The organism is Actinoplanes sichuanensis (genome assembly GCF_033097365.1).
Lineage (GTDB): Bacteria > Actinomycetota > Actinomycetes > Mycobacteriales > Micromonosporaceae > Actinoplanes > Actinoplanes sichuanensis.
In genome coordinates, this window is record NZ_AP028461.1 from 10599468 (window position 1) to 10618028 (window position 18561).

Annotated in this window: 14 protein-coding genes; 10 read left to right on the forward strand and 4 right to left on the reverse strand. The window is 70.9% G+C overall.

Going from position 1 to position 18561, the window contains the following annotated elements:
* Window positions 1-10: 10 nt before the first annotated feature.
* From Q0Z83_RS48855 to gatA, 8 genes are all read left to right on the forward strand, one after another.
* The gene (locus tag Q0Z83_RS48855) at window positions 11-943 is read left to right on the forward strand and encodes an electron transfer flavoprotein subunit alpha/FixB family protein (RefSeq protein ID WP_317790414.1); all 933 of its coding nucleotides are present in this window, start codon (window positions 11-13) and stop codon (window positions 941-943) included.
* Between the two features lie 253 nt (window positions 944-1196).
* Window positions 1197-2372 (forward strand): cysteine desulfurase family protein, encoded by a 1176-nt coding sequence (locus tag Q0Z83_RS48860; RefSeq protein ID WP_317790415.1) that lies wholly within the window; start codon window positions 1197-1199, stop codon window positions 2370-2372.
* Window positions 2373-2381: 9 nt separating this feature from the next.
* Window positions 2382-3470: a tRNA 2-thiouridine(34) synthase MnmA gene (gene mnmA, locus Q0Z83_RS48865; RefSeq protein ID WP_317790416.1), complete on the forward strand. Its 1089-nt coding sequence runs from the start codon at window positions 2382-2384 to the stop codon at window positions 3468-3470.
* Window positions 3463-4458, forward strand: coding sequence for a uroporphyrinogen decarboxylase/cobalamine-independent methonine synthase family protein (locus Q0Z83_RS48870; protein ID WP_317790417.1), 996 nt, complete (start codon window positions 3463-3465; stop codon window positions 4456-4458). The genes mnmA and Q0Z83_RS48870 overlap by 8 nt, the downstream gene beginning before the upstream one ends.
* A gap of 41 nt (window positions 4459-4499) precedes the next feature.
* A complete protein-coding gene (gene ligA / locus Q0Z83_RS48875; protein WP_317797334.1) occupies window positions 4500-6794 on the forward strand; it encodes an NAD-dependent DNA ligase LigA in 2295 nt (764 codons plus the stop codon).
* A gap of 125 nt (window positions 6795-6919) precedes the next feature.
* Window positions 6920-8989 (forward strand): putative bifunctional diguanylate cyclase/phosphodiesterase, encoded by a 2070-nt coding sequence (locus Q0Z83_RS48880; protein WP_317790418.1) that lies wholly within the window; start codon window positions 6920-6922, stop codon window positions 8987-8989.
* Window positions 8962-9261, forward strand: coding sequence for an Asp-tRNA(Asn)/Glu-tRNA(Gln) amidotransferase subunit GatC (gene gatC / locus Q0Z83_RS48885; protein ID WP_317790419.1), 300 nt, complete (start codon window positions 8962-8964; stop codon window positions 9259-9261). Before Q0Z83_RS48880 ends, gatC begins: the two co-directional genes overlap by 28 nt.
* Window positions 9262-9264: 3 nt before the next feature.
* The gene (gene gatA, locus Q0Z83_RS48890; protein ID WP_317790420.1) at window positions 9265-10728 is read left to right on the forward strand and encodes an Asp-tRNA(Asn)/Glu-tRNA(Gln) amidotransferase subunit GatA; all 1464 of its coding nucleotides are present in this window, start codon (window positions 9265-9267) and stop codon (window positions 10726-10728) included.
* A 36-nt stretch (window positions 10729-10764) separates the two neighbouring features.
* Here the strand turns inward: gatA and Q0Z83_RS48895 are convergent, their stop codons facing one another.
* Window positions 10765-12207 carry a M1 family metallopeptidase gene (locus Q0Z83_RS48895; RefSeq protein WP_317790421.1) on the reverse strand — a complete coding sequence of 481 codons (1443 nt, stop codon included), beginning with the start codon at window positions 12205-12207 and terminating at the stop codon, window positions 10765-10767.
* 95 nt (window positions 12208-12302) lie between these two features.
* Between Q0Z83_RS48895 and gatB the strand changes: the two genes are divergently transcribed.
* Together gatB and Q0Z83_RS48905 are read left to right on the forward strand one after the other, a co-directional pair.
* On the forward strand, window positions 12303-13802 hold the full coding sequence (gene gatB / locus Q0Z83_RS48900; protein WP_317790422.1) for an Asp-tRNA(Asn)/Glu-tRNA(Gln) amidotransferase subunit GatB: 1500 nt from the start codon (window positions 12303-12305) through the stop codon (window positions 13800-13802).
* A gap of 321 nt (window positions 13803-14123) precedes the next feature.
* Entirely contained in the window at window positions 14124-15098 is a 975-nt protein-coding gene (locus Q0Z83_RS48905; RefSeq protein WP_317790423.1) for a hypothetical protein, read from the forward strand.
* 56 nt (window positions 15099-15154) lie between these two features.
* Here Q0Z83_RS48905 and Q0Z83_RS48910 read toward each other — a convergent pair whose 3' ends face one another.
* The 3 genes from Q0Z83_RS48910 to Q0Z83_RS48920 form a co-directional block, all read right to left on the reverse strand.
* Window positions 15155-16813 carry a metallophosphoesterase family protein gene (locus Q0Z83_RS48910; RefSeq protein ID WP_317790424.1) on the reverse strand — a complete coding sequence of 553 codons (1659 nt, stop codon included), beginning with the start codon at window positions 16811-16813 and terminating at the stop codon, window positions 15155-15157.
* Between the two features lie 48 nt (window positions 16814-16861).
* Window positions 16862-17998 (reverse strand): PQQ-dependent sugar dehydrogenase, encoded by a 1137-nt coding sequence (locus Q0Z83_RS48915; RefSeq protein ID WP_378078779.1) that lies wholly within the window; start codon window positions 17996-17998, stop codon window positions 16862-16864.
* A gap of 85 nt (window positions 17999-18083) precedes the next feature.
* Window positions 18084-18485 (reverse strand): PH domain-containing protein, encoded by a 402-nt coding sequence (locus Q0Z83_RS48920; protein ID WP_317790426.1) that lies wholly within the window; start codon window positions 18483-18485, stop codon window positions 18084-18086.
* Between the last annotated feature and the right edge of the window lie 76 nt (window positions 18486-18561).

The following is an 18561-nucleotide window of genomic DNA, read 5'->3' on the forward strand; positions in this document are numbered from 1 at the left end:
ATAGCGGAAAATGGCTGAAGTACTGGTCGTCGTCGAGAACGGCGTCAAGAAGGTCACCCTCGAGATGCTGACGATCGCCCGTGGTCTCGGGTCGGTCTCGGCCGTGGTGTTCGGTGAGGCCGACACCGCCAAGCTCGGCGAGTTCGGTGCCGAGAAGATCTACGTCGCGTCCGGTGAGGACGTCTCCGGCTACCTGGTCGCTCCCAAGGCGACGGTGGTGGCCGAGCTGGTTCGCCGCGTGGAGCCGGCCGCCGTGCTGCTGGCCTCCACTCAGGAGGGCAAGGAGATCGCCGCCCGGCTGGCCGTCAAGCTGGACAACGGCCTGCTCACCGACGCGGTCGCGCTGGACGCCGACGGCACCGCCACCCAGGCGATCTTCGCCGGTTCGGCGATCGTGAAGTCCAAGGTCACCAAGGGCCTGCCGATCGTCACGATCCGCCCGAACTCGGTCACCCCCGAGGCGTCCGCGGCCACCCCCGCGGTCGAGCAGCTGACCGTCGCCGCCACCGACAGTGACAAGCTGGCCAAGGTCGTCGAGCGGGTCGCCGAGCAGAAGGGCTCGCGTCCCGAGCTGACCGAGGCCGGCATCGTGGTCTCCGGTGGCCGTGGTGTCGGCAACGCGGACAACTTCAAGCTGGTCGAGGAGCTGGCCGACCTGCTCGGTGGTGCGGTCGGCGCGTCGCGTGCGGCGGTCGACTCGGGTTACTACCCGCACCAGTTCCAGGTCGGGCAGACCGGCAAGACGGTGTCGCCGCAGCTCTACGTGGCACTCGGCATCTCCGGCGCGATCCAGCACCGGGCCGGCATGCAGACCTCGAAGACGATCGTCGCGGTCAACAAGGACGCCGAGGCTCCGATCTTCGAGCTCGCCGACTTCGGCGTCGTCGGCGACCTCTTCAAGGTGGTCCCGCAGGCCGCCGAGGAGATCCGCAAGCGCAAGTAATCCCAGCACGTTCGGTGACGGCCCGGCGGTCTTCCGCCGGGCCGTCTCTTTTCATGGTGTTCGCGTGCCACCGGATTCAGCCCGGCGGTCGCGTTTCGGCCGGGAGGGCCGCCTGCCTCGCGCGGGACGGACGGGATGGCGTCGATTGCGGTCGGGGGCGGGCCACGGCGTACCGGAGCGGGGATGTGGTGTTGATCTTTTGGGGTAGGACGGGCAACGGAATCGGCGAGGGGACGGCCTAAGCTTGAAGGCGATGGCCTACCTCGATCATGCGGCGACCACGCCGATGCTGCCCGCCGCGCTCGACGCCTATGTCGCGGCGGCGCGTGAGCTTGGCAATCCCTCCTCGCTGCACGCCGCGGGGCGGGGGGCTCGACGGCTGGTGGAGGAGTCCCGGGAGCGGGTGGCCGCCGCGCTGGGTGCCCGGCCGTCCGAGGTGGTGTTCACCGGTGGTGGCACCGAAGCGGACAATCTTGCGGCCAAGGGGATCTTCTGGGCGCGGCGGGATGCCGATCCGCGGAAGCGGCGTGTGGTCGCGTCCGCGGTGGAGCATCACGCCGTCCTGGACGCGGTCGAGTGGCTCGGGCGGCACGAGGACGCCGAGGTGATCCTGCAGGCCGTGGACGCGGCCGGGCGGGTCGATCCGGCCGGGTTCGCCGAGCTGATCAGCGCGCACGGCGACGAGATCGCGGTGGTCAGCGTGCAGTGGGCGAACAACGAGGTGGGCACCGTTCAGCCGGTGGCCGAGTTGGCGGCGATCGCGGCCGGTGCCGGTGTGCCGTTCCACACCGACGCGGTGCAGGCGGTCGGGCAGGTTCCGGTCGACTTCGCCGGCAGTGGTGCCGCGGCCCTGACGCTCACCGGGCACAAGGTCGGCGGGCCGGTCGGGGTGGGTGCGCTGCTGCTCGGGCGGGACGTGGCGTGCACGCCGCTGCTGCACGGCGGTGGCCAGGAGCGGGACGTGCGTTCGGGGACACTCGACACGCCGGGTGTGGTGGCGTTCGCCACTGCGGTCGAGGCCGCCGTGACCGAGCGCGAGGAGCACACCGCCCGGGTCGCCGCGCTGCGTGACGACCTGGTTGGCCGGGTGCGCGCCGCGATCCCGGACGCGATCCTCAACGGGGACCCCGACGATCGGCTGCCGGGCAACGCGCACTTCTCCTTCCCGGGCTGCGAAGGAGACGCGTTGCTGCTGCTCCTGGACGCGCAGGGGATCTACTGCTCGACCGGTTCGGCGTGCTCGGCCGGGGTGGCCCAGCCCAGTCACGTGCTGCTCGCGATGGGCGCCGACGACGGGCGGGCCCGATCGTCGTTGCGGTTCAGCCTCGGGCACGACAGCACCAAGGCGGATGTGGACGCGCTGCTGGTGGCCCTGCCGGGCGCGGTCGAGCGGGCCAGGCGAGCGGGAGCCTGGAAGACGCCCGGATAGGCTTGCGTCATGCGAGTTCTTGCGGCCATGTCGGGTGGTGTCGATTCCGCGGTCGCCGCCGCGCGCGCCCGGGATGCCGGCCACGACGTCACCGGTGTGCACCTGGCGTTGGCCCGTAATCCACAGACCTTCCGGACCGGGGCGCGCGGCTGCTGCACCCTGGAGGACTCGCGCGACGCGCGCCGGGCCGCCGACGTGATCGGCATCCCGTTCTACGTCTGGGACATGGCGGAGGAGTTCCACGACAGCGTGGTCGACGACTTCGTGAACGAGTATGCGGCGGGCCGCACCCCCAACCCGTGCCTGCGCTGCAACGAGAAGATCAAGTTCGCCGCGGTGCTGGACCGGGCGGTCGCGCTCGGCTTCGACGCGGTGGTCACCGGTCACCACGCCCGGCTGGGCGCCGACGGCCTGCTGCGCCGCAGCGTCGACCTGCCCAAGGACCAGTCCTACGTGCTGGCCGTGCTCACCCGCGCGCAGCTCGACCGGGCGATCTTCCCGCTCGGCGATTCGACGAAGGAGCAGGTCCGGGCCGAGGCGGCCGAGCGTGGCCTGGCCGTCGCCGACAAGCCCGACTCGCACGACATCTGCTTCATCTCCGACGGCGACACCCGCGGGTTCCTGGAGAGCCGGCTCGGGTCGGCGCCGGGTGACATCGTCGACGGGCGGACCGGGGAGAAACTGGGGACCCACAACGGGGCGTATGGCTTCACCATCGGTCAGCGGAAGGGCCTGGACCTGCGGGTTCCGGCCGCCGACGGTCGTCCACGGTACGTGTTGTCGATCACGCCCGTCTCCAACACGGTGACCGTCGGGCCCCGTGAGGATCTTGAAGTGGACGTGGTCAGCGCCTCTCGCCCGATCTGGCATGACATTTCGGACAATCTGTCCTGCGAGGTGCAGTTGCGGGCGCACGGTGAGGTCGTCGGCGCATCGGTCTCCGTCGAGGATGACGTTTTGACCGCGCGGCTGGTCACCCCCGCCCGGGGCGTCGCCGCCGGTCAGGCCATCGTGGCCTACCGGCCCGACCCGGCCGGTGACATCGTGCTCGGCTCGGCGACGATCACGGCCGGTTCACGGGCGTCGACACATGCCTGACTTCCCGTGGGGGCCGGGCGTCGCCACCGGCATCGGATCGCTGCCCGGCGCCGACATCGCCGAGGCACAGCGGATCGTCCTGGGTGAGCTGCCCGGCCTGCCACACCTGGCCGAGCTGCCGGCCCGTGGCCCCGGCTCGGACATGATCGGGCGGAGCGCCGGGTTCCTGGTCGAGTTGCCGGTGCAGCTCTACGCCGGTCGCTGGCAGATCGCCGCCCGGCCCGGGCAGGACCTCCGGCGGACCGCCGACCTGCTCGAACGCGACCTGGACCAGCTCACCGAGCAGGCCGACGGCTACGCCGGGCCGCTCAAGATCCAGGCGGCCGGGCCGTGGACCCTCGCCGCGAGCCTGGACCTGCCGATCGGCGGCCGGATGCTGCGTGACCCGGGCGCCGTCCGCGACCTGACCGACTCGCTCGCCGAGGGGCTCCGCCGGCACGTGGCCGACGTGCGCAAACGTGTGCCCGGGGCGACCGTCCTGCTGCAGCTGGACGAGCCGTCGCTGCCGACCGTGCTGGCCGGGCGGGTGCCGACCGAGAGCGGCCTCAGTGCGTACCGGGAGGTCGACGGTCCGGACGCGGCGTCCCGGCTGCGGACCGTGGTGGAGGCCGTCGACGCGCCGGTGATCGTGCACTGCTGCGCCCCGCAGGTGCCGCTCCAGGTGGTGCGGGACGCGCGGGCCGCGGCCGTCGCCCTCGACCTGTCGCTGGTCAAGGACCTGGACCCGTTGGGTGAGGCGATCGAGGCCGGGCTGGGGATCTTTGCGGGCGCGGCGCCGGCCCTGCCCACCGGGGCGCGGCCGCCCGACTCGAAGCAGATCGCCGAGCGGGTGGGCACCCTGTGGCGGCGGCTCGGCTTCCCGGCGGCCCGGCTACCGGAGCAGGTGGTGATCACCCCGGCGTGCGGGCTGGCCGGCGCGCCGCCCGCCCACGTTCGCGCGTTGCTCAAGGCATGCACGGAGGCCGGACGCCGGATCGCCGAGGTCTGAGGGCGGAAAGTGTCGGGGGGTGGGGTTACCGTGCCACCTAGATATTCCTGACACGGAGGTTCGGTTCAGTGGCTACACCCGAGGCATCATCCCGGCATGCCGAGCTGGCCGACGAGATCCGCGAGCACCAGCACCGCTACTACCAGCTCGACGCGCCCACGGTGTCGGATGCCGAGTTCGACCTGCTGCTGCGCGAGCTGGAGGCGCTGGAGGCGGAGTTCCCCGAGCTGCGCACCCCCGAGTCACCGACCCAGACCGTCGGCGGCACGGTCTCCGGCGACTTCCCCAAGGTCGAGCACGCCGAGCGCATGATGTCGCTGGACAACGTGTTCAGCCTCGACGAGCTGACCACGTGGGCCGAGCGGGCGGTGCGTGACGCCGGTGGGGCGGTGCGGTTCCTCTGCGAGCTCAAGATCGACGGACTGGCGATCAATCTGACGTATGAGAAGGGCGTGCTCGTCCGTGCCGCCACTCGGGGCACCGGGCGGGTCGGCGACGACGTGACGCCCAACGTGCGGACCATCGGTGACATCCCGGAGCGGCTGACCGGCGACGACGTGCCCGACCTGGTCGAGGTTCGGGGCGAGATCTACTTCCCGGCGGAGGCGTTCGCGGCGCTCAACGCGATGCTCGTCGAGCAAGGCAAACCGACGTATATGAACCCGCGCAACGCCGCGTCCGGCAGCCTGCGGCAGAAGGATCCACGGGTCACCGGCGCGCGTGGGCTGGGCATGGTGGTGCACGGTCTCGGCGCGCGCGAGGGCTTCACGCCCGCCTCCCAGTCGGAGGCCTACGCGGCGATGAAGGCGTGGGGGCTGCCGGTCAGCTCCCGGTGGCGGCTCGTCGACGACCTGGCCGGGGTGCGCGAGTTCATCGACTACTACGGCAAGCACCGACACGACGTCGAGCACGACATCGACGGCGTGGTGGTGAAGATCGACGAGGTGGCGATCCAGGGGCGGCTGGGCTCGACGAGTCGGGCGCCGCGCTGGGCGATCGCCTTCAAGTACCCGCCCGAGGAGGTCACCACCAAGCTGGTCGACATCAAGGTCAACGTGGGGCGCACCGGCCGGGTCACCCCCTATGCCGTGGTCGAGCCGGTCGTGGTGGCCGGGTCCGAGGTCGAGTTCGCCACCCTGCACAACGCGCAGGAGGTGGTCCGCAAGGGTGTGCTGATCGGCGACACCGTGGTGCTGCGCAAGGCCGGAGACGTCATCCCGGAGATCCTCGGCCCGGTGCTGGAGTTGCGGCCGGCCGACGCGCGGGCGTTCGTGATGCCGGCCGAGTGCCCCGACTGCGGCACCCCGCTGGCGCCGGCCAAAGAGGGCGACATCGACATCAGGTGCCCCAATTCGCGGTATTGCCTGGGGCAGCGCCGGGAGCGGCTGACCTATGTCGGTCAGCGCAACGTGCTCGACATCGACGTGCTGGGGGAGAAATCGGCGCGGGCGCTGATCGACTCCGGGGTGATCTTCGACGAGGGTGACCTGTTCCACCTCACCGAGGAGGACCTGCTGCGGGCACCGTTCTTCGTGAAGAAGGACGGCACGCTCGGCGCCAACGCCGCCAAGATGCTGGCCGGCCTGGCCGAGGCCAAGTCGCGGCCGCTCGCCCGGATCCTGCGTGGGCTGTCGATCCGGCATGTCGGGCCGGATGCGGCGGGGGCGCTGGCGCTGGAGTTCGGCTCGATGGCGGCGATCGAGGAGGTCATCGAGAGGACGTCGGCGGACACCGCCACGGGTGATCCGGCGCCGGGTCTTGCGGGCTCGGCATCGGCTGACGCCGACCTGTCGGAGGAGACGGACCTCAAGTCCGGTGCGGCGACCGACGAGGGGGTCGTCGAGGAGACCACGACCAAACGGCGAACCGCCAAGATCGTCGACCCGCTCGCCGAGGTCGAGGGGGTCGGGCCGACCATCGCGCAGAGTCTGCGGGAGTGGTTCGCCGTCGACTGGCACCGCGAGATCGTCCAGAAGTGGCGGGCGGCCGGCGTGGTGATGGCCGACGAGCGGGTCGAGACCGGCCCGCGCACGCTGGACGGCCTGACCGTGGTGGTGACCGGCACGCTGGCCGGCTACACCCGGGACAAGGCGGCCGAGGAGATCACCTCCCGGGGCGGCAAGGTCAGCGGCTCGGTGTCGAAGAAGACCGGGTTCGTGGTGGTCGGCGAGAACCCGGGCAGCAAGTACGACAAGGCGATGGCCCTCAAGGTGCCGGTGCTCGACGAGGCCGGATTCGGGGTGCTTCTCGCCGAGGGTCCGGAGGCGGCCCGTGCGGTCGCCGAGAGCTCTCCGGATGCGGAGAGCGCGGGCGTCGAGGCCACCCCGGAAGGGTGAATCGTGACGGATCTTACGTTCAGGAGATTAAGGGCTTCTAACTACGTATAGGTGCTTTACGGCAAAAAGCGCCATATGGATCTATGGTGTATGCGATTGGTGATCGAGGCCATCGTGGAGGTCGCATGGATGCCGCTCGCCCACGGACGGACGGCCGGCGGCACCGGCGCACGGTGATCGTTTCCACGGCCTCGGCCGGCGTCGCGGCCCTGGCGCTGTTGCTGCTCGGCCCGGCGGACGCGCTGCCACCGGCCTTCTGGGCCATGGCCCTGCTCGCCGTGGTGGTCGACGCCCGGCCCTATGTGGTTCCCGGGCGCCGGGCCAGCGCGGTGATCCTGCCCTCGATCTGCTTCACCTTCGCGGTGGCGCTGGCCTGGGGCGCCGCTCCGGCGATCGCGGTGCAACTGGTCGCGGTCGCCGTGGCCGGGGCCCGGATGCGGCACTCGCTGCGGCGTACCGTGCATCTGGCCCTGCAGCACGTGGCCGCGCTCGGTGCGGCCGCGGGAGTCGCCGACCTGGGGCGGTTGCGCATCGACCCGAGCCCCGACTGGTGGGACGCCATGGTCATCTGCGTGGCGGCGGTCGCGTGGATCACCGCCCGCCACGCGGTCGCCGGCCTGGTCCGCGGCCTCACCTCGGAGGGCCGCGTCCCGGCCCGGCGCCGCCGCGGGCACGCCGACCTGCTGGCCTCGGCCGCGCTGCTGCTGCTCGGCCCGGTGGTGCTGGTCGCCGCCCTGGTCAGCCCGGCCCTGCTGCCGCTCGCCCTGCTGGCCCTGCACGCCGTGCACCGGATGGTCCGCTGGGCCGGCGAGTCGGAGCGGGCCGCCCGGTTCGACCCGCTCACCGGTCTGCCGAACCGGCGCGCCCTGCAGACCGCGATGGCTGAACGCCCGGCCGATCGGCGGCGGGCGCTGCTGCTGCTCGATCTGGACCGGTTCCGGACCGTCAACGACGCGCTCGGCCACGGGGCCGGTGACCGGCTGCTCACCCGGGTCGCCGACCGGCTCACCGCGGTGGTGCCCGCCCACGACCTGGTGGTGCGTCTCGGCGGCGACGAGTTCGCGGTGCTCGCCACCCGGGTCGAGGACCCGGCGTCGGCCCGACGGATCGCGCAGCACCTGGCCGAGGCGCTGAGCCGCCCGTTCCCGCTGGACGGCACCCCGGTCGAGCTCAGCGCCTCGATCGGGATAGCCCTCCAATCCGGCCGCCGTGACAGCAGCACCCTGCTGCGCGAGGCCGAGTCGGCGATGTACGAGGCGAAACAGCGTGGCGACCAGGTGGCGGTGCACGGGCCGGACGCCGCCAAGCACACCCCGGACCGGCTGAGTCTGGTCGCCGATCTGCGGACCGCGCTGCGCCGGGAGCCCCCCGACGACGGGATAGTCCTCTACTACCAGCCGCAGATCGCGATCGCGACGGGCGAGGTGGTCGGAGTGGAGGCGCTGCTGCGCTGGCGGCACCCGCGACGCGGCACGATCGGGCCGGAGGAACTGCTCCGGGCGGCCGAGCCGACGCCCGTGATGCGCCTGCTCACCGCCCGGGTGCTGGAGGAGGTGGTGGCCCAGCTGGCGACGTGGCGCGACGCCGGGGCGCCGCTGCGGGCCGCGGTCAACGTGAGCGCTCGCGACCTGCACGCCGGTGACATCGCGGACCGGGTCGGCGCCCTCCTCGATCGCTACGCGGTGCCCGCCGACCTGCTGCAACTGGAGATCACCGAAAGCGCGTTGATGGCCGATCCGCACCGGGTGCTGGAGACGACCACCAGGCTGTCCCGGATGGGGGTGGCGATCTCGCTCGACGACTTCGGCACCGGCTACTCCTCGCTCCAGCATCTGCGACGGCTGCCGCTGTCCGAGGTCAAGATCGACCGCTCGTTCGTGCTCGGTATGGCCGGCGACTCCGGGGACGCGGCGATCGTACGATCGGTGGTCGGTCTGGCCGAGGCCCTCGGCCTCCGTGCCGTCGCCGAAGGTGTCGAGGATGAGGTGACCTGGCGTCTTCTGGCCGCCGCCGGCTGTCACACCGCGCAGGGCTGGTTCCACGCCCGGCCGATGCCGGCCGCCGATCTGCGGGAGTGGCTGGGGCGGTACCGCCCGGTCCGACCCGGGATTCGCGGCGAAATAGACTCTGTGGGCACATCTAAAACGTCGAACAACGAGGGGGCAGGATGGCCGCCATCTCCCGCGAAGAGGTAGCGCACCTGGCGCGCCTGTCGCGGCTCGCCGTGACCGAGGAGGAGCTCGACCGCTTTGCGGGTCAGCTCGACGTGATCCTCCAGTCGGTCGCCCGGGTCGGTGAGGTGGCCGCGGAGGACATTCCGCCGACCTCGCACTCGGTGCCACTGACCAACGTGTATCGCGAGGACGTCCCCACGCCGAGCCTGGCGCAGGACGCGGCGCTGTCCGGCGCGCCGGACGCCTACGAGGGCCGCTTCCGCGTGCCGCGCATCCTGGACGAGGAGGACTGACCTGTGAGTGACCTGACCAGGCTCTCCGCCACCGAGCTGGCCTCTCTCATCGGGACGAAGGAGGTCTCCGCCGTCGAGGTGGCGACCGCCCACCTGGACCGCATCGCCGCAGTCGACGAGCGGGTCCACGCGTTCCTGCACGTCGATCGTGAGGGTGCGCTTGCGGCCGCCGCAGCCGTCGACCGGGGTGAGATCACCGGGCCGCTGGCCGGTGTGCCGATCGCCGTCAAGGACGTGGTGACCACCAAGGGCATCCCGACCACGGCCGCCTCCAAGATCCTCGAGGGCTGGCGGCCGCCGTATGACGCGACGATCGTCGAGCGGCTCAAGGCAGCCGGGATGCCGATCCTCGGCAAGACCAACATGGACGAGTTCGCGATGGGCTCCTCCACGGAGTACAGCGCCTACGGCCCGACCAACAACCCGTGGGACCTGGGCCGCATCCCGGGTGGCTCGGGTGGTGGCTCGGCGGCCGCCCTCGCGGCCTACGAGGCGCCGCTCGCGATCGGCACCGACACCGGCGGCTCGATCCGCCAGCCGGGCGCGGTCACCGGCACGGTCGGCGCCAAGCCGACCTATGGCGGCACGTCCCGCTACGGCCTGATCGCCTTCTCCTCCTCGCTGGACACCCCCGGCCCCTGCGGCCGGACCGTCGAGGACACCGCCCTGCTGCACGCGGTGATCGCCGGCCACGACCCGCGGGACTCGACCTCGATCCCGCAGCCGGTGCCGGACGTGGTGGCCGCCGCCCGCCGGGGCGCGACGGGTGACCTGACCGGGGTCAAGCTGGGTCTGGTCAAGGAGTTCGCCGGGGACGGTTCCGAGCCCGGCGTGACCGCCGCGTTCCGGGAGTCGCTGGAGGCTCTGGTCAAGCTGGGTGCCGAGGTCGTCGAGGTGTCCTGCCCGAACTTCCAGTACGCGCTGCCGGCGTACTACCTGATCGCGCCGAGTGAGTGCTCGTCGAACCTGGCCCGCTTCGACGGCGTGCGGTATGGCCTGCGCACCGGCGACGACGGCAGCCGGTCGCTCGAGGAGGTCATGTCGCTGACCCGTGACGAGGGCTTCGGCCCCGAGGTCAAGCGGCGCATCATCCTCGGCACGTACGCGCTGTCGAGTGGCTACTACGACGCCTACTACGGCCAGGCGCAGAAGGTGCGGACCCTGATCACCAGGGACTTCCAGGCCGCGTTCGAGCAGGTGGACGTGCTGGTCTCGCCGACCACCCCGTTCGTGGCGTTCCCGTTCGGGTCGCGGACCAGTGACCCGTACCAGATGTATCTCGCCGACCTGTTCACCATCCCGACGAACCTGTACGGCGGCCCGGCCATCTCGGTCCCGTGCGGTCTCTCCGAGGGCCTGCCGGTCGGTTTCCAGATCATGGCCCCGACCATGGCCGACGACCGGATGTACCGGGTCGCGGCCGCTCTCGAGTCGGCGGTCGGCACCTTCACGCCGCCGGCGCTCTGACGCGTTGCGAGGGGGCCGCGCGGCCCCCTCGCGACATCACGCGGGGGTCGTCGGCGAGTCCAGCCAGGCGTCGATCAGCTTGGTGAAGTCCTTGCCGGTCTCCGCGTTGACGAACGCGGTGAACGAGGCCCGGTCCTGGTTGGTGTTGCGGTTCTTCTCCACCCAGGCGGTGGCCAGCGCGAAGAACTTCTTGTCACCGAGCGCGTCGTTCAACTCCTTGAGCATGGCCGCCGGGCACACGTAGACGTTGCTCTCGGCGAACGTGCCGGCGGTCGGCTTGCCGGGCGGGCCGACCCGCTTACGCAGCTTGGCGTCGCTCTCTCGCAGGTACTTCTCCAGGTAGACGTCGTCGAACCCGTACAGCTCCTGCTCGTACAGGTACTGCACGTAGGTGGCGAAACCCTCGTTCAGCCACAGGTCGGTCCAGGTCGCCGGGGTGACCGCGTTGCCGAACCACTGGTGGGCGTACTCGTGGACGAGCACCGCCTCGAACTCCTTGAGGTCACTCGCCTTGAACGCCTCCCGGCCCATGCTCAGCATCTGCTGCGTCTCCATGGCCGAGATCGAGCCGTTCATCAGAGCGCCGGCCGAGGGGTACGGGTACGGCCCGAACCGCTCCTCCAGCCACTCGATCAGCTTCGGCGTCTTCTTCAGGGTGCTCAGGTAGCGGTCGTCGCTCTTCGGCACCACGAAGTTGGTGATCTTCAGTCCGTGCGGCCCGGTCTGCTCGATCTTCTTGTACTTGTCGACCGCCAGGGTGGTCACGTACGCCGCCACCGGATCCGCGCTGGAGTAGTGGTAGGTGTTCCCCTCGACCTTGCCGGGTGTGCCGTTCGCCGCCGCCGCCCAGCCCGCCGGGACGGTCACCGCCAGGTCGTAGAGCGCCTCGTCGGACGGGTGCTCGTTGACCGGGTACCAGGTGAGTGCGCCCCACGGCTCCTGCATGGTCCAGAGCACGCCGTCCTTCGACGACCGCATGCCGATGCCCTCGGACGCGTCCCCGCGGTGCGACGGCATCTCCACCTGTTTCGGGGTGCCGTGGTAGGCGACGGTCAGCGTCACCGGCCGATCAGCGGTGACCGCGGTCGGCACGACCAGTTTCTCCTTCTCGACCGTGCCGGCGGCCGCCTTCTCGTCGACGGTGACCTTGTCGACGGTCAGGCCGGTGAAGTCCAGCTTGATCTCGCTCGCGTCGGCGACCGGCCGGATCCGCACGGTGGCCGTGCCGGTGAGGACCTTGGTGTCCGGCTTCCAGTCCAGTTCCAGCCCGTAGTGCAGAACGTCCAGGCCGGGATTGCCCTTCTCCGGGTAGAGCCGGTCGGCCACCGGGGTGGAACGGCCCGCCGCCCAGGGGCTGTAGTCGATCTTCACCTCGTCGGCGGTGGACTTCGTCGGCGCGGGCTTGTCGTCGTCGGCTTTCGTGCAGCCGGTGATGAGGAGTGTCGCGGCCAGTGCGGCGACGGTCGAGGTGCGGCGCATGCGGTAGATCTTCCTGGGCGGATGCAAAGTCTGTCAGACCGGGCGACTAGGCTTGGCCCCTGACCCGATGTCCTTGAAGCCGGAGCCGCACGCACATGACGACCATCGCGCTGCCGTCCTACGAAGACGCCACCAGCCGTTACGAGACGGTGATCGGCCTGGAGACGCACGTCGAGCTGGGCACGCAGACCAAGATGTTCTGCGGCTGCAAGACCGATTTCGGCGCCGAGCCGAACACCCAGGTCTGCCCGGTGTGCCTCGCCCTGCCCGGCGCGCTGCCCGCGATGAACGGCGCGGCCATCGAGGCCACCATCCGGATCGGCCTCGCGCTCAACTGTGACATCGCCGAGTGGTGCCGGATGGCCCGGAAGAACTACTTCTACCCGGACATGCCGAAGAACTTCCAGACCTCGCAGTATGACGAACCCCTCTGCGTCGACGGCTACGTGGACGTCGTGGTCGACGGCCAGGAGTATCGGATCGGCATCGAGCGGGTGCACATCGAGGAGGACACCGGCAAGACCCTGCACGTCGGCGGGGCCACCGGTCGCATCCACGGTGCCACCGAGTCGCTCGTCGACTACAACCGGGCCGGCATCCCGTTGGTGGAGATCGTCACCAAGCCGGTTCCCGGGCTCGGCGCGCTGGCCCCCGAGGTCGCCAAGGCCTACGTCGCCGAGCTGCGCGACATCATCCGCTCCCTCGGCGTCTCCGACGTGCGGATGGAGCAGGGTTCGCTGCGCTGCGACGTCAACACCTCACTCAACAAGCCGGGCGAGGAATGGGGTACCCGTACCGAGACGAAGAACGTCAACTCGCTCCGCTCGGTCGAGCGTGCCGTCCGGTCCGAGGTAATTCGGCAGGCCGGCCTCCTCGACGTCGGCACCCGGATCTTCCAGGAGACCCGGCACTTCCAGGAGACCACCGGCGACACCCGGCCGGGCCGCTCCAAGGAGACCGCCACCGACTACCGCTACTTCCCGGAGCCCGACCTGGTGCCGATCGCGCCCGATCCGGCGTGGGTCGCCCAGCTCAAGACCGAGCTGCCGGAGCGGCCGAGCGCCAAGCGGGCCCGGCTCCGCGAGGACTGGGGCATCTCCGAGCTCGACATGCAGTCGGTGGCCAACGCCGGCGCCGTCGAGCTCATCGAGGAGACCATCGCCGCGGGCGCGTCCCCGGCCGGGGCTCGCAAGTGGTGGATGGGCGAGCTGGCCCGCCGCGCCAACGAGCAGGACATCGAGCTGTCCGCGGTCGGTGCCACTCCCGCGCAGGTCGCCGCCCTGCAGAAACTGGTCGACGAGGGCAAGCTCAACGACAAGCTCGCCCGGACCGTCCTGGAGGGTGTCGTCGCGGGCGAGGGCGACCCAGCCGCGGTGATGGCCGCCCGCGGGCTCGAGGTGGTGAACGACACCGGTGCGCTCACCGCGGCCGTCGACGAGGCGATCGCCGCCAACCCCGACATCGCCGACAAGATCCGTGACGGCAAGGTCGCCGCGGCCGGCGCCCTGGTGGGCGCGGTCATGAAGACCACGCGAGGCCAGGCGGACGCCAAGACCGTCCGCGAGCTCATCCTCGCCCGGCTCGGCGTTTCCTGAATCTTCTCGGTACGGCCGGCGCCCACTCCCATGACACGGGAGTGGGCGCCGTTTCTTCAGCGCATGCGAGTCAGCGCTGCGCGGCCACCGGCCGGGTCCAGCGGGGTTGATCTTTCGCTCTCCAGGCTGCCGCGTTCGCCGGGCGAGGGAATTTGCCCCGTTAGTTCGGAATTCGCAGCATGCAGGGCCTAATCTGCCTCGGTGGCAGTGCACTCCGCGGCTATCCGCCGCCTCCGGCTCGTAGTCGCACTGGCGACCGCTCTAGCCTTCGGATCGCCGGCATCGGCCTTCGGCTCGCCGGACGCCGGTGGGGCTGCGAGGATGCCCGCTCCGGCCGACCGGCAGCTCACCGTCGGCGGGCCCGGCGCGCTGCTCGATCTGAACGGGCCCGCCACCCTGGGATTCCAGGCCACCGCGGGCCGGCGCCTCACCGTGCTCGCCCAGCGCCGGACCCTCACCGCCGTCGACAACACCGACCTGACCATCGTCCGGGACGGTAGGACCGTGGCCGAGGGCACGCTGATCGTCACGTGGGCCGGCGTCAGCGTCGACTTCACCGCGCCGGCGGACGGGTCGTACACCGTGCGGATCAACCCCCGCACCACCAAGGACCGTGGAACGCTGCTGGTCAGCCTCGTCGGAGCGACCACCGGGACGCTGATCCCGCGCGGGCCGGCCCGGAAGATCACCATCGGCCGCCCGGGCGAACGCGCGTTCCTGACCTTTCCGGCGAAGGCCGGGCAGCACCTCACCGTGGTGGCCCGGCGCGGCACCCTGTCCAAGGACGAGTACACCAATCTCGATATCCGAGGCCCGTCCGGCGAACTGAACACGTCCGGTGCGGTCGGCTACGAGTCCGACTATCGGACGCTGGACTTCGACGTCAACGAAACCGGCCGGCACACCATCGAGATCAACCCGGACACCGACCGGACCGGCACCCTGACGGTGCAGTTGACCGGTTCGGTGACCGCCGTCCTGGCCCCGGGTAAGCCGGCCCGGATCGCGTTCGCTCAGCCCGGGGAGCGTGCCTACGTCACCTTCCGGGCCGTCGAGGGCGAGCAGTTCCGCCTGACGGTCCGGCCGGAAACGTTGACCACCGGTTCGAACACCCTCGTCAAGGTACGGACTCCGGCCGGCCTGGACGTCGTGGACGCCACCCTGACCGCCGCTAAACCCACCGTCGCGCTGGCCTTCAGCTCCTCCGAAGGCACCTACACGATCGAGATCGACCCGGAGGGCCTGGACACCGGCACCCTGGCCGTGGACCTACGCCGTCTCCCGACCCCTTCGTGATCTTGCGGTCGGCAGGTCGGTAGAACCTCACAAGATCGCGGAAGGCGGCTGGTGGGTCAGTTGCTCGACTGGGTGGAGGGGGTGGGCGTCGGGGTGGCCGCGTCTTCGAGGCCGATCACGTTTCGCTGCATCTCCACGTTGGACTGGCCGGTGCCGCCGAGCTGGATGTCGTCGTAGGCCTTGAGCTCGCGGTTCTCGTCGAAGTAGAGGACCGACAGGCTCAGCGGGGTCGGATCCTCGTGTTCCAGACCGCGCAGGCCGGCGCCGCCGGTCGAGCCCTCCACCATCAGCCGGGTCGGGACCGCGGGCTGGATCAGGGCCAACGCCGACGGGGACGGGTCGGGCGAGGCCGACGCCGACGCGTCGGGTGTGGGCGGAGTGGGCTCGGGAAGCATGGCGACCGACCGGGCGTGCTGGTGGCCGGCGAGGACCAGCGGGACCAGGCCGGACAGCGGCTGCGCCATGGCCGGATCGTGGACGAGGGCGATGTCGACCTGTTTGCCGGAGCCGCGAATCGTCTGGGCCAGGTTCTCCCCGGCGGTGGCCAGCAGCTCGGGGCCGGAGTCGTCGCCCGCCTCGTTGGTCTCGCTCTTGTCCGGCGTGAACTGCGGGTCGCCGATACCGGCGATGGTCAGCCCGTCGATCTCGGTGAGACCGTTGTCCAGGACTACCGCGTTGCTCTGGGCGGCGACGGCGGCCTGGATGGCGACCGAATCGTGGTTGCCGCGCACGTAGATGTAGGGCACCTGGATCGACGGGATCGACGACACATAGCCGGTCTCGGCACTGCTGCCCCAGTCGACGATGTCGCCGGTGTCGATCACCGCGTCGATCTCGAAGGTCTCCACGACGGTCCGGATGAGGCCCCAGGACGCCGGGTTCAGATGCAGGTCGGAGACGTGTAGCAGGCGCGTGGTGTTGCCGGCCGGCTCGTAGACGGGCAGCGCCGAAATGGTCGAGTAGACCCGGCTCACGTTACCGAGGATGGTCTGGAGCTGCTCCGCATACCGCCCGTAGTTGTCGGCGATCCGCCTGGCGTCACCGACCACGGCCGGCGCGTTGACCAGCAGGCCCTCGTAGCGCGGCTCGCTGATCGAGTCGGGCCGCAGGGTGCCGGCGGCCAGGCCGAGACTGCCGCCGGTGACGACCAACGCGGTCACCCCGGCCGCCGCGGTCCGCCGCATGTCGCGGAAGGTCAGCGCGGCCAGCAGCAGCGCGCCGAGCACGGCCAGACCCATGGTCCGCAGCCCGAGCCGGGACACCCCGGCGACCACCTCGTCGACCGCCCGGTCACCGGCCGAGCTGATCGCCGACGGGTTGTCGATGAGCGCCTCGGTGCGACTCTGGTCCAGCGAACCGAGGGCGACCCGCAGGTGGACCGGGCCTCGATGACTGTCCAGATGCAGGGACCCGAGCGGCGGGATGTTGATCTCGGTGCCGCCGGTGACCGACGGCACCACCGACATCTCGGCACTGAACGGCCCCACGTTGATGTCGGCCCGCGCGAACAGCATCACCCCGATGAGAGAGCCGGCCACCCCGGTCAGCCCGACAGCGGTGGCCACCCGTACCCGCCGGGCCCAGCGGTGCCGGAACACCCGCCCGGAGAAGGCGAAGGTCCGGCGGAGAAAGGCGAAGGCCGGGCCGGAGAAGGCGAAGACATACGCGACCGCCGACCGCCACCGCTGTCGCCATGAGGGCAGCTCTTCTGTCATCGGGGCCTCACCTGCCCTATCGGGCTCGGGACGAAACAGTCATGGCCGTCAACTCCGGCCGGCGCCGCCGTCGGAGAAGACCAGCCGGATGACACGGTCGTCCTCCGGGCCCGGGTCACCGGCGTCCTCCTGGTTGGAGGTGCTCACCCAGAATGACCCGTCAGGTGCGGTGACCACGGCCCGAAGCCGTCCGAACTCGCCGGTCAGCATCTCCTGCGGGCTGCCCAGCACGGTGCCGGTGCTGGTCACGTCGAGTAGCTGCAGCCGCTGGCCGAGCAGACAGGCGGTGGCGACCGTGCCCTCCAGGACGGCCACCCCGGCGCACGACGACGTCTCGGCGGGTGAGGTGGCCAGCGGGTTGGTGAACTTGGCGTCGGTGCTCGCGCCATCGGCCTTGGGCCAGCCGTAGTTCTTACCCTTCACCACCACGTTCAGCTCGTCGTGGACCGGCTGGCCGCGGTCGGTCGCATACATCCTCTTCGTCTTGTCCCAGGTCAGGCCCTGCACGTTGCGGTGACCCGAGGTCCAGACCGGTGAGGTCTTGACCGGGTTGCCGGGCGCCGGCCCACCGGCCGGGGTGATCCGCAGAATCTTGCCGCCGAGACTCTTCGCATTCTGCGCCTGGCTGCCGTCCGGCGTCCCGTCGCCGGTGCCGGCGTAGAGGAACCCGTCCGGGCCGAAGGCCAGGGCACCGCCGTTATGGTCGGGCGATCGGGGGATGCCGGTGAGGATCGGCTCCAGCTCACCGTCGCCGACCAGCTTGCCGATCCGATTGTCCCGATCGGTGGAGTAGTAGACGAACAGCGTCTTGTCGGTCTTGTAACCGGGGGAGACGGCGATGCCGAGCAGGCCACCGTCACCGGCGGCGCGGACCTCGTCGAGCCGCCGCAGCTCGGTGACCTTGAGAGCGCCCGAGGCCGACTCGGGGCCGACCTTCAGAATCCGGGCGGTGTCTCGCTCGGTGACCACCGCGCCGCCGTCGGGCAGGAACGCGATGCCCCACGGGATCTCCAGATTCTTCGCCAGCACGGTGATCGCCAGCTCGCGCGAGGTGTCGTCACCACCGGCGGTCGGCGCGGCCGAGGGACGGGGCAGATTGGGCGGGGAACCGGCCTGGTCCGGCCCGGGTGGCCCGAAGCTGCACCCGGCGGTCAGCGCCAGCAGCGCCACCGAACTCGCGGCCATGGCACGGCTCCGGCGGAATCGCACGGCCCAACCACCCCCTCCGGTCATGCCGACCAGGGTAGCCGCGCGGTCTGACAGAACCGGCTCATTGATCGGCGGCGTCCCGCTGACCGGCGGCGATCGGGTGGCCACTGGCCTCCAGCACCCGGGGCAGATTGTCTCGGGTCACCCCGGTGAGCCGGATGACATTGCCGTTGTCGAGCAGCGCCGAGACCCGGCCGCGCTCGTCCGGCGCGAGCTCGGTGATCCGGGTGAACGGCACCCGGCTGCCGCCGAAGAGGGCGCGGACCCGCAGCTCCTCCGGGTAGACGTCGGTGCCGGCCCGCCACGCCCACACCAGGATCGCGATCGGGATCAGGAAGAGCGGGCTCAGAGCCCACGAGGAGCCGGCGACCGGGGCTGTGCCGACGAGGGCGATCAACGCGGCGACCAGCACGGCACCGGACTTGCGGACGCGGAGGACGGGGCTACTGCTCACGTCTCCCATCCTCCCACCCGGTCCGGCCGGCGGTCGTGCCGGACCGGTAGCTGTTGACCGTCATCGCTGGATGGTCGACGATCCG

Excerpts from the sequence above, each read along its gene's own strand:
- Q0Z83_RS48855 (WP_317790414.1), top strand. The coding sequence starts at position 11 with ATGGCTGAAGTACTGGTCGTCGTCGAGAACGGCGTCAAGAAGGTCACC.
- Q0Z83_RS48860 (WP_317790415.1), top strand. The coding sequence starts at position 1,197 with ATGGCCTACCTCGATCATGCGGCGACCACGCCGATGCTGCCCGCCGCG.
- mnmA (WP_317790416.1), top strand. The coding sequence starts at position 2,382 with ATGCGAGTTCTTGCGGCCATGTCGGGTGGTGTCGATTCCGCGGTCGCC.
- Q0Z83_RS48870 (WP_317790417.1), top strand. The coding sequence starts at position 3,463 with ATGCCTGACTTCCCGTGGGGGCCGGGCGTCGCCACCGGCATCGGATCG.
- Q0Z83_RS48880 (WP_317790418.1), top strand. The coding sequence starts at position 6,920 with ATGGATGCCGCTCGCCCACGGACGGACGGCCGGCGGCACCGGCGCACG.
- gatC (WP_317790419.1), top strand. The coding sequence starts at position 8,962 with ATGGCCGCCATCTCCCGCGAAGAGGTAGCGCACCTGGCGCGCCTGTCG.
- Q0Z83_RS48895 (WP_317790421.1), bottom strand. The coding sequence starts at position 12,207 with ATGCGCCGCACCTCGACCGTCGCCGCACTGGCCGCGACACTCCTCATC.
- gatB (WP_317790422.1), top strand. The coding sequence starts at position 12,303 with ATGACGACCATCGCGCTGCCGTCCTACGAAGACGCCACCAGCCGTTAC.
- Q0Z83_RS48905 (WP_317790423.1), top strand. The coding sequence starts at position 14,124 with ATGCCCGCTCCGGCCGACCGGCAGCTCACCGTCGGCGGGCCCGGCGCG.
- Q0Z83_RS48910 (WP_317790424.1), bottom strand. The coding sequence starts at position 16,813 with ATGACAGAAGAGCTGCCCTCATGGCGACAGCGGTGGCGGTCGGCGGTC.
- Q0Z83_RS48915 (WP_378078779.1), bottom strand. The coding sequence starts at position 17,998 with ATGGCCGCGAGTTCGGTGGCGCTGCTGGCGCTGACCGCCGGGTGCAGC.
- Q0Z83_RS48920 (WP_317790426.1), bottom strand. The coding sequence starts at position 18,485 with ATGGGAGACGTGAGCAGTAGCCCCGTCCTCCGCGTCCGCAAGTCCGGT.